Source organism: Rubrivivax gelatinosus (assembly GCF_004340905.1).
In the GTDB taxonomy this organism is placed as follows: Bacteria; Pseudomonadota; Gammaproteobacteria; order Burkholderiales; family Burkholderiaceae_C; genus Rubrivivax; species Rubrivivax gelatinosus.
In genome coordinates this window covers 38,766-47,788 of sequence record NZ_SLXD01000020.1, presented here as the reverse complement: position 1 = coordinate 47,788, position 9,023 = coordinate 38,766, and the positions used below count along the sequence as shown (strand labels likewise).

At 70.2% G+C, this 9,023-nt stretch carries 10 protein-coding genes and 1 pseudogene; all 11 read left to right on the top strand.

The genetic code is table 11. From position 1 onward, the window contains the following. Positions 1-225: pseudogene (locus EV684_RS22635) on the top strand (succinate--CoA ligase subunit alpha); the annotation flags it as partial. 47 nt (positions 226-272) lie between these two features. Next, positions 273-1,106: an EamA family transporter gene (locus EV684_RS22630; RefSeq protein ID WP_132649614.1), complete on the top strand. Its 834-nt coding sequence runs from the start codon at positions 273-275 to the stop codon at positions 1,104-1,106. 85 nt (positions 1,107-1,191) lie between these two features. Further along, positions 1,192-1,887, top strand: coding sequence for a TerC family protein (locus EV684_RS22625; protein WP_132649608.1), 696 nt, complete (start codon positions 1,192-1,194; stop codon positions 1,885-1,887). Between the two features lie 247 nt (positions 1,888-2,134). After that, positions 2,135-2,818, top strand: a complete 684-nt coding sequence (locus EV684_RS22620; RefSeq protein ID WP_132649607.1) for a TerC family protein — start codon at positions 2,135-2,137, stop codon at positions 2,816-2,818. Between the two features lie 41 nt (positions 2,819-2,859). Beyond that, the gene (locus EV684_RS22615) at positions 2,860-3,312 is read left to right on the top strand and encodes a hypothetical protein (RefSeq protein WP_132649606.1); all 453 of its coding nucleotides are present in this window, start codon (positions 2,860-2,862) and stop codon (positions 3,310-3,312) included. A gap of 85 nt (positions 3,313-3,397) precedes the next feature. Beyond that, a complete protein-coding gene (locus tag EV684_RS22610) occupies positions 3,398-4,297 on the top strand; it encodes a serine/threonine-protein kinase (RefSeq protein ID WP_243651278.1) in 900 nt (299 codons plus the stop codon). Between the two features lie 82 nt (positions 4,298-4,379). Then, positions 4,380-5,168 carry a Stp1/IreP family PP2C-type Ser/Thr phosphatase gene (locus EV684_RS22605; protein ID WP_132649612.1) on the top strand — a complete coding sequence of 263 codons (789 nt, stop codon included), beginning with the start codon at positions 4,380-4,382 and terminating at the stop codon, positions 5,166-5,168. Positions 5,169-5,253: 85 nt separating this feature from the next. Beyond that, positions 5,254-5,919 carry an FHA domain-containing protein gene (locus EV684_RS22600; RefSeq protein WP_132649605.1) on the top strand — a complete coding sequence of 222 codons (666 nt, stop codon included), beginning with the start codon at positions 5,254-5,256 and terminating at the stop codon, positions 5,917-5,919. 249 nt (positions 5,920-6,168) lie between these two features. Next, positions 6,169-6,954 (top strand): MBL fold metallo-hydrolase, encoded by a 786-nt coding sequence (locus EV684_RS22595; RefSeq protein ID WP_132649604.1) that lies wholly within the window; start codon positions 6,169-6,171, stop codon positions 6,952-6,954. A gap of 166 nt (positions 6,955-7,120) precedes the next feature. Further along, entirely contained in the window at positions 7,121-7,564 is a 444-nt protein-coding gene (locus EV684_RS22590; RefSeq protein ID WP_132649603.1) for a pilin, read from the top strand. A 112-nt stretch (positions 7,565-7,676) separates the two neighbouring features. Then, complete coding sequence (locus tag EV684_RS22585; RefSeq protein WP_242478728.1) at positions 7,677-8,912, top strand: glycosyltransferase family 2 protein; 1,236 nt, start codon at positions 7,677-7,679, stop codon at positions 8,910-8,912. Positions 8,913-9,023 lie beyond the last annotated feature (111 nt).

Here is a 9,023-nt window from a genome sequence, read left to right as displayed (position 1 = left end):
GAAGCCGACGCGGCGCGCTGGTGCAAGGAGCACATGAAGAAGCCGGTGGTCGGCTTCATCGCCGGCGTCACCGCGCCGGCGGGCAAGCGCATGGGTCACGCCGGCGCGCTGATCTCCGGCGGCGCCGACACCGCCGACGCCAAGCTGGCGATCATGGAAGAGTGCGGCTTCACCATCACGCGCAACCCCTCCGAGATGGGGCGGCTGCTGCAGAAGCTGATCTGATCTCGCGCTCGCAACAGCACCCGATCGAGTGCTGAGGCACGGTGTCGATGTCCGGCGCCGTGCTCGCCCTGGTGCTGTTCGCCGCCGCGCTGCACGCCGGCTGGAATGCGGTCGTCAAGGGCGCGCCGGACAAGCTGCTGAACTCGGTCGCCGTGGCCGCAGCGGCAGCCTTCATCGCCGTGCTGCTGCTGCCGTGGGTGGCGCGGCCTGCGCCCGCCGCCTGGCCCTATATCGCGGCGTCAGGACTTCTGCACGTCGCCTACTTCGTGCTCGTCGCACGCGCCTACGCCGCCGCCGACATGGCCTTGGCCTACCCGGTGATGCGGGGCAGCGCGCCGCTGCTCGTCGCGCTGGCCAGCGCGGCCGTGCTGCTCGAGCCGCTGGGCGCGACGGCCTGGGTCGGCGTTGCACTGCTGTGCGCCGGCATCCTGGGGTTCGCGGTCGGCGCGCGCGGCCACGGCGCCGCCGGCCTGGGCTACGCGCTGCTGAACGCGCTCGTCATCGCGGCCTACACCCTCGTCGACGGGCTCGGCGCCAGGCTTTCCGGCCAGCCGCTGGCCTACACGCTGTGCGTTCTGCTGGCCGGGGGCGTGCCGCTTGCTGCCTGGGCCCTGGCGCGGCGCGGCCCGGCGGCGCTCGTGCTGCTGCGTGCACGCTGGCGCCAGCTGCTGCTGGCGGGCGCCGGCACCGTCACGTCCTACACGCTGGTGCTGTGGGCGATGACGCAGGCGCCGGTGGCGCTCGTTGCCGCGCTGCGTGAGTGCTCGATCGTGTTCGCGATGCTGCTGTCCACGCTGGTGCTGGGCGAGCGCCTGGCTGCGCCGCGGCTGGCAGCGGCGGCCCTGGTGCTCGTCGGCGTCGTGATCCTCCGAATGGCGTGACGCAGCGGCGCTGCGTAGTTCCACGAACCGGAAGCCCCCGTCCTCTGCCTACACTCGATAGCGCGTCCTAACAAAAGACAACTCCATGGACTTCAGCTCCCCGGCCTTCTGGGCCGCTCTCGGCTCGATCATCTGGGTCAACATCCTGCTGTCCGGCGACAACGCCGTCGTCATCGCGCTGGCCGCGCGCTCGCTGCCGCCGCAGCAGCAGAAGAAAGCCATCTTCTGGGGCAGTGCCGCGGCCATCGTCATGCGCATCGGGCTGACCATCGTCGCTGCACAGATGCTGCGCTGGCCGTTCCTGAAGATCGTCGGCGGCCTGGCGCTGCTGTACATCGGCGTGGACCTGCTGCTCGACGACGACGAAGGGGGCTCCCAGGGCGCCGAAGACGGCCAGGGCGGCATGCTCGCGGCGGTGCGCACGATCCTCGTCGCCGACCTGGTGATGAGCCTGGACAACGTGCTCGCCGTGGCCGCGGCGGCCAACGGCGACGTGCCGCTGCTGGTCATCGGGCTGGCCGTCAGCATCCCGCTGATCATCTTCGGCAGCACGCTGCTGCTGCGCGTGATGGAACGCTTCCCGCTCATCGTCACCGCCGGGGCCGCGCTGCTCGGCTTCCTGGCCGGCGAGATGCTGCTCACCGACCCGGCGGTGGTGCGCGAGTTCGGCGAGCTGCCGCATGCGGTGGTCAACACCGCCGGCGCCATCGGCGCCGCGCTGGTGGTCGGCATCGGCATGGCGCTGCAGCGCCGGGCGGCCGCGAAACAACGCACGGAGTAAGTAGCCGCACGAACCTGCCGCGGCGGGTTCGGTGGTTATCATTTCGCTACCGAAGGGGAGTAGCTCCCGCCGGCACGACCAGGGGGACACGGTCGCCGCCGGACGATGGCGGGCCGTCAGTACGAAGCGAAAGCTTCCGGTCCGTCGGGCCACAACCACACAACTCCAGCCGAGCGAGACCTTCGACGCCCGGACACGCCGCATGCCGCCGCGTGTCTGTCGTCGTTCGTTCTCGCCCGGAGTCCTCATGGAGTTTCTGTCGCCCGCCTGGTTCTCGGCGCTTGCCGCCATCATCCTGATCGATCTCGTCCTCGCCGGCGACAACGCGATCGTCATCGCGCTGGCCGCGCGCCAGCTTCCCGAGCAGCTGCGCAAGCGGGCCATCATCTGGGGCACCGTCGGCGCCGTCGTGGTGCGCTCCACCATGACGCTGGCGGTGGTGTGGCTGCTCAACATCCCGGGGCTGATGCTCGTCGGTGGCCTGGGCCTGGTCTGGATCGCCTACAAGCTGCTGGCGCCGCAGGGCGAGGAAGGCGAACACGGCGTCGTCGTCACGACCTTCTGGGGCGCGATGCGCACGATCATCATCGCCGACGCGCTGATGGGCGTGGACAACGTGCTCGGTGTCGCCGGGGCGGCGCACGGCAGCTTCGACCTGGTCGTCATCGGCCTGCTGATCAGCATCCCGATCGTCGTCTGGGGCAGCTCGCTGGTGCTCAAGCTCGTCGACCGTTACCCTGTCATCACCTACGTCGGCGCCGGCGTGCTGGCCTTCACGGCGGCGAAGATGATCGTCGGCGAGCCGCTGCTCGACGAGGTGTACGACCCCAGCCTGCCCGCACGTCTGGCGACCTATACCGTGCTCGTGTGCGGCGTGCTGGGCGCCGGCTGGTGGGCGGCGCGCCGCAGCCGAGCTTCCGAGGCTGCGTGAGCGCCGCACGCGGCCCGAGTCCCGGCATTCGAGGAGAAGCCATGGAACAGATCGCTGTCTTCGTCGACGATGTCGAGCACGCGCGGCGCATCCTGGCGCCGATGCTCGCCGAGGCCGGCGCGCCGACACGCTGGATCGTCGTCGGTTGCGCGCCCAAGCTGACCCATCGCATCGGCAAGTGGGTCTCGCATCGCAGCCGGGAGAACTGGCGCGAGCAATGGGGCCGCACGCTGCGCGAACGCCTGGAGCCGGCCTTCGCGTCGGTCCCCGGCGAACGCGAGTGGATGGTCGCTCGTGCCCCGCTGCCCGAGGTCAGCGAGCGGCTGCGCCGCCGCCTGGGCGCCGACCTGCGCCTGCTCGACGCCCGGCGCCCCAAGCTCGGTGCCACGCTGGCGCCGGTCAGCGACGAGCAGCCGCCGCAGCAGGACAGCCGCTGGACCACCGGCCTGGCGGTGGCCAGCGGCATGGCCACCGTGCTCGCGCTCAGCGACTGACACACGAACGCGGGTGTCGCCGCCGGGCACCGCGGCACCGAGGCGGCCCTGCGCTGTGCTAGCGTCGTGCGCCCGCTTTTCCGCCGTGACCGTCCCGTTGCCGCCCGTGCGTCCCGAGCCCTCTGCCGCCGGCCCCGTCGTCGGCGCCTATCGCCTCTCCGGCCGGATCGGGACCGGCGAGCACGGCGACGTCTTCCTGGCCGTGCACGTCGACACCGGCGAGCCGGTCGCGGTGAAGCGCCTGCGCATGCCTGCCGGCGATGCCCAGCGGCGCGCCGACATCGCCCGCCGCTTCGTCGGCGAGGTCGAGGCAACACGGCGGCTGCAGCATCCCGACATCGTGCGCCTGCTCGACGCCGGCAGCGACGACGCCGGCCCCTGGCTGGCGATGGAGCTGCTGGCCGGCCGCAGCCTGGAGCGCTACACCCACGCCTCGCGCCTGCTGCCCGAGCCCGTGGTGCTGGGCGTCGCGGCGCGTGTCGCGCGTGCGCTGGCCTATGCGCACGAGCACGGCGTGGTGCACCGTGACCTCAAGCCGTCCAACGTCATCGTCGACTGGGCCAGCCGGCGCGTGACGCTGACCGACTTCGGCCTGGCGAGCGGCGCCGAAGCCGAGAGCACCCGCACCGGGCTCGTGCTGGGGTCCCCGGCCTACATGGCGCCCGAACAACTGGCCGGCGCCCCGGCCGCGCCGGGCGCCGACCTCTATGCACTCGGGGTCACGCTGTTCGAGCTGCTCGTCGGCCGGCGGCCGCACGAGTCGCCGTCGCTCGGTGAACTGCTGCGCCAGGTGGCCGAACAGTGCGCGCCCGATCTCCGCAGCTGCCGCGCCGACCTGCCTGCGCCGCTGGCCGAGCTGGTCGCTGCGCTGCTGGCCAAGAACCGCGCCGACCGGCCAGCCTCGGCCGCCGCGGTGGCCGAGAGCCTGGAGCGCATCATCCCGACGATTGACCCGGCACCGGCGGGATCGATGTCGCGGCCTTGACGAACCGAGCGATCCACGGCTGCATCTGCAAGGCACAATCGCAAAAAACCATGACCGTCAGCCCGAGTTACGCGCTATGCCGATGACGACCGAGTTCTGCTCGGCGCTGGACACGGGCCGAGCCCGCAGCAACAACGAGGACTCCGTCGCCATCGACGAGGGCATCTCGCTGGCCGTGCTGGCCGACGGCATGGGGGGCTACAACGCCGGCGAGGTGGCCAGCCAGATGGCCACCAGCTTCATCGTGCGCGAACTCGGCCGCTGGCTGCAGGAGGCCGGCACCCAGGCCAGCGACGCCGACGTGCGCCGGGCGATGGACATCTGCGTGGACAACGCCAACCGCGCGATCTTCAACGCCGCCAACGCCAACCCGCAGTACGCCGGCATGGGCACGACGCTGGTCGTTGCCGTGTTCCGCGAAGGGCGCGTCCTCGTCGGCCATGTCGGCGACTCGCGCGCCTACCGCATGCGTGCCGGGCGGCTGCAGCAGATCACGCGCGACCACTCGCTGCTGCAGGAGCAGATCGACGCCGGTCTCATCACGCCCGAGCAGGCGGCGTTCTCGGCCAACAAGAACCTGGTGACGCGGGCCGTGGGGGTGGAAGACACGGTGCTGCTCGAGATGCATCCGCACGACGTGATGCCCGGCGACCTGTACCTGATGTGCTCCGACGGCCTGTCCGACATGCTCGACGACGGAGCCATCGGCCGGCTGCTGGCCGCCTGCGGCGAGTCCCTCGACGAAGGGTGTCGCACCCTCATCGAGGCGGCCAATGCCGCAGGTGGAAGGGATAATATCTCGGTGATCCTGGCCCGGGTTTCGGGTGGTGCCGGGGCCGCCGTCCGGTCCTGGTGGCCCTTCCGCCGCTAGCAGCGATCCAAACCCGCCTCGCCGGTCATGTCCTGGCAGGCGACACGCACGCCGCCGCAGACGGTCGGCAATTCTGAGGTCTCGAATGGGCAAGCTGGTCGTTTCGCTCGACGGAGTGGTCATCAAGGAAGTCCAGATCACGAAGGACAAGACGACGCTGGGCCGGCGCCCCTACAACGACATCGTCATCGACAACCTCGCCGTCAGCGGCGAACACGCGGTGCTGCAGATGGTCGGAGCCGACGTCTTCATCGAGGACCTCAACAGCACCAACGGCACCTACATCAACGGCAAGGCGATCAAGAAGCAGCTGCTGGCGCACAACGACACCGTCGAGATCGGCAAGTACAAGATCAAGTACCTGACCGAGGACGGCGCCGACTACGAGAAGACGATGGTGATGCGGCCCGCCGCCTCGGTGCCGCCGCCGTTTGCCTCCGCCGGCCCGACGCGCTCGGGCCATGCGCCGATGGCCGCGTCGGTGCCGTCGGGCAGCGCGTCGATCAAGGTGCTCAACGGCGCCGCGGCGGGGCGCGAGGTGCTGCTCACCAAGGTCGTCACGACGGTCGGCAAGCCGGGCGTGCAGGTGGCCTCGATCACGCGCCGGCCCAACGGCTACGCCTTCTCGCATGTCGAAGGCGTCAGCCGGCCGAGCGTCAACGGCGTGCCGCTGGCCGGCGACTCGGTGCCGCTGCGCAACGGCGACGTTATCGAGCTCGCCGGCACGGCGATGCAGTTCATCCATCACTGAGCACGGGCATGCGGGGCCGCGCGGCCCGGCATGCCGGCCCGGCACCGGAATCGGCTTCACGCGGGGGCGGGGCAGCGGGTTCGCGTGCCGTGCCCGGCCCCGCGATGTGACCGTCTTCACGCTCGCAGCGCCTGTGGTGCTGCGCACCCCTGCCGAAGCGGGGTGAACGTCGATTACGCGGCTTGCGCAGGGCGGCGGCGGCGGTCAGCATGCGCCTTCCGCCGGCCGTCCGGCGGCCCCCCACCGCCCATGCAGATCCGCGTCCTCGGTTGTTCCGGTTCCATTGCCGCCGGCAGCCGAACCACCTCGTTCCTCGTCGACGACGACGTCCTCGTCGACGCCGGCACGGGCGTCGGCGAGCTCACGCTCGACGAACTCGCCCGCATCGACGACGTCTTCGTCAGCCACTCGCATCTCGACCACGTGCTCGCGATCGCGCTGCTGGCCGACAGCGTCAGGCGCGGCCGCGAGGCGGCCGGGCGGCCGCCGATCCGCGTGCATGCCCTGCCCGAGACGCTGGCCGCCCTGCACGCCCACGTGTTCAACGGCGTGATCTGGCCCGACTTCACGCGCCTGCCCAGCCCGCAGCGGCCGATGCTGGCGTTCGTGCCGTTCGCCGTCGGCGAGCGCCTGGACCTGGGCGCCGGGCGCCACCTGGAGGTGCTGCCGGCTGCGCACACGGTGCCGGCGGTCGGTTTCGCGCTTATCGACCCCGCCGGGCGCGCCTGGGCCTACACCGGCGACACCGGCCCGGCGCCGGCGCTGTGGCGCCGCCTGGGCGAACTGGACCTGCGCGGGCTGATCATCGAGACCGCCTTCGACGACGACGAACGTGCGCTGGCCGAGGTCAGCCGGCACCTGTGCCCCGCGCTGCTGGGCGCGGAACTGGCCCGGCTGCCGCACGCGGTGGACGTCTACATCACCCACATCAAGCCGGGCATGGTCGACCAGGTGATGTCGCAGGTGGCGGCGCTGAACGGCCCGCACCGTGTGCGCGCACTGCGCTCGGGCCAGCGCCTGGTGCTCGGCGACTGACGAAAAGCGTCGCTATGCGCCCGATGAGGCGCGGCGCACGGCCCCGGAAGTGACGTTTTTCGTCAGCGGGTGTGAACGAATCGACAGCCTGCGGCATGGCACGACCCCTGCAAATGCGGGGTGTCCTCGAATCCTCCTTTCCACCCACCCCACGGGAGTAACGTCCATGAAGCGAGTCCAACAAGGTTTCACCCTGATCGAACTGATGATCGTCGTCGCGATCATCGGCATCCTGGCGGCGGTTGCGCTGCCGGCTTACCAGGACTACACGAAGAAGGCCAAGGTGTCGGAAGTGATCCTGGCGGCGTCGACCTGCCGTACGGCCGTCACTGAAGCCGTGCAGACGGCCGGCAGCGTGCTGCCGTCCGGCGGCAACTGGGGTTGCGAGTCGACCAGCTCGACTTCCAAGTACGTCGCCTCGATCGAAACCAACGACGAAGGCGCGATCCGTGTGACGGCTCAGGAACTCGGTGATGCCAACGGCACGGTCATCCTGGTGCCGACGATCGACGCGGATAACAGCCTGGTTCGTGAATGGCAGTGCGGCCCGGGCACGATGCCCGCCAAGTTCCTGCCGGGCTCCTGCAAGACCACCGGCCTGTCGTTCTAAGGGGCTCCCGTTCCCTGACGTCGAGAAGGCAGCTTTCGGGCTGCCTTTTCTCTTTCGGAGCCACACCCGACGTGTGGTCTGATTCGGTCAAACGAAGAACACAGGATCGCGCATGGAGCAGGCACTCTCGTTCGTCAGACCGGCCACGATGGCCGATACGTCCCCGGCTCGCGATTCGCGCGCTGTTGACGACGGCCTCGAACTGACCATCCTGATGCCCTGCCTCAACGAGGCGCTCACGCTTCCGGTCTGCATCGCCAAGGCGCGGGCGTTCCTCGCGTCCGCCGGTGTGCGCGGCGAGGTCCTGATCGCCGACAACGGTTCTAACGACGGGTCGCAGCAGATCGCGCGCGACTGCGGGGCCCGCGTCGTCGACGTTCCGCGCCGCGGCTACGGTGCCGCCCTGATCGCCGGGATCGAGGCGGCGCAGGGGCGTTACATCGTGATGGGCGACTCGGACGACAGCTACGACTTCACCGCGTTGTCACCGTTCCTGCGCGAACTGCGACGCGGCGCCCAACTGGTGATGGGCAACCGTTTCGCCGGCGGCATCCGGCCGGGTGCCATGCCCGCGCTGCACCGCTATCTCGGCAACCCGGTGCTCAGTTTCATCGGCCGTCTCTTCTTTCGTACTCCGATCCGAGACTTCCACTGCGGTCTGCGCGCGTTCGAACGCGACGCCATGCGCGCCCTCGCCTTGCGCTGCGAAGGCATGGAGTTCGCCAGCGAGATGGTCGTCAAGGCCTCGCTGAACGGACTGCGCATCGTCGAGGTGCCGACCACGCTCTCGCCCGACGGGCGCGACCGGCCGCCGCATCTGCGCAGCTGGCGCGACGGCTGGCGCCATCTGCGTTTCCTGCTGCTGTTCAGTCCGCGCTGGCTGTTCCTGTATCCCGGCCTTGCCCTGCTGCTGGCCGGGTTGGTGGGACAGGCACTCCTGCTTCCCGGGCCGCTGAGCATCGGCGCGGTGCAGTTCGACGTGCACACGATGCTCTATGCCGCCGCCGCCACCATCGTCGGCCTGCAGGCGGCGATGTTCGCCGTCTTCGCCAAGGTCTACGCGGTCGAACAGGGCATCCTGCCGTCGAGCCGCGTCGTCGAGCACGTCAGGCGCTGGTTTCCGATCGAGATCGGGCTCCTGGCCGGCGTGGCGCTCATCGTGGCCGGGCTGGGCCTGTCGCTGTACAGCGTCATGGCGTGGGAAGGTGCCAGCTTCGGGCACCTGGATCCGTCGCGTGTGATGCGCATCGTCATCCCTTCGATGACGATCACGACGATCGGGGTGCAACTCGCCTTCGCGGCGATGTTCCTGGGAGTTCTGGGCCTGAAGGTCCACGCCCGAAAATGAGGGCGGTGTCCGGGGTGGGGCCTCGCCCGGTGCCCGCTTTCGCAGCAGCGCCCACGGCTCCGGCGAAGCTGGAGTTCGCACTCGTCGTTGCCAGCTGCGCTGTCCTGTGCG

What these genes read in the sequence shown, in the direction of transcription:
- EV684_RS22630 (WP_132649614.1), top strand. Translation starts at nt 273, where the DNA reads ATGTCCGGCGCCGTGCTCGCCCTGGTGCTGTTCGCCGCCGCGCTGCAC.
- EV684_RS22625 (WP_132649608.1), top strand. Translation starts at nt 1,192, where the DNA reads ATGGACTTCAGCTCCCCGGCCTTCTGGGCCGCTCTCGGCTCGATCATC.
- EV684_RS22620 (WP_132649607.1), top strand. Translation starts at nt 2,135, where the DNA reads ATGGAGTTTCTGTCGCCCGCCTGGTTCTCGGCGCTTGCCGCCATCATC.
- EV684_RS22615 (WP_132649606.1), top strand. Translation starts at nt 2,860, where the DNA reads ATGGAACAGATCGCTGTCTTCGTCGACGATGTCGAGCACGCGCGGCGC.
- EV684_RS22605 (WP_132649612.1), top strand. Translation starts at nt 4,380, where the DNA reads ATGACGACCGAGTTCTGCTCGGCGCTGGACACGGGCCGAGCCCGCAGC.
- EV684_RS22600 (WP_132649605.1), top strand. Translation starts at nt 5,254, where the DNA reads ATGGGCAAGCTGGTCGTTTCGCTCGACGGAGTGGTCATCAAGGAAGTC.
- EV684_RS22595 (WP_132649604.1), top strand. Translation starts at nt 6,169, where the DNA reads ATGCAGATCCGCGTCCTCGGTTGTTCCGGTTCCATTGCCGCCGGCAGC.
- EV684_RS22590 (WP_132649603.1), top strand. Translation starts at nt 7,121, where the DNA reads ATGAAGCGAGTCCAACAAGGTTTCACCCTGATCGAACTGATGATCGTC.
- EV684_RS22585 (WP_242478728.1), top strand. Translation starts at nt 7,677, where the DNA reads ATGGAGCAGGCACTCTCGTTCGTCAGACCGGCCACGATGGCCGATACG.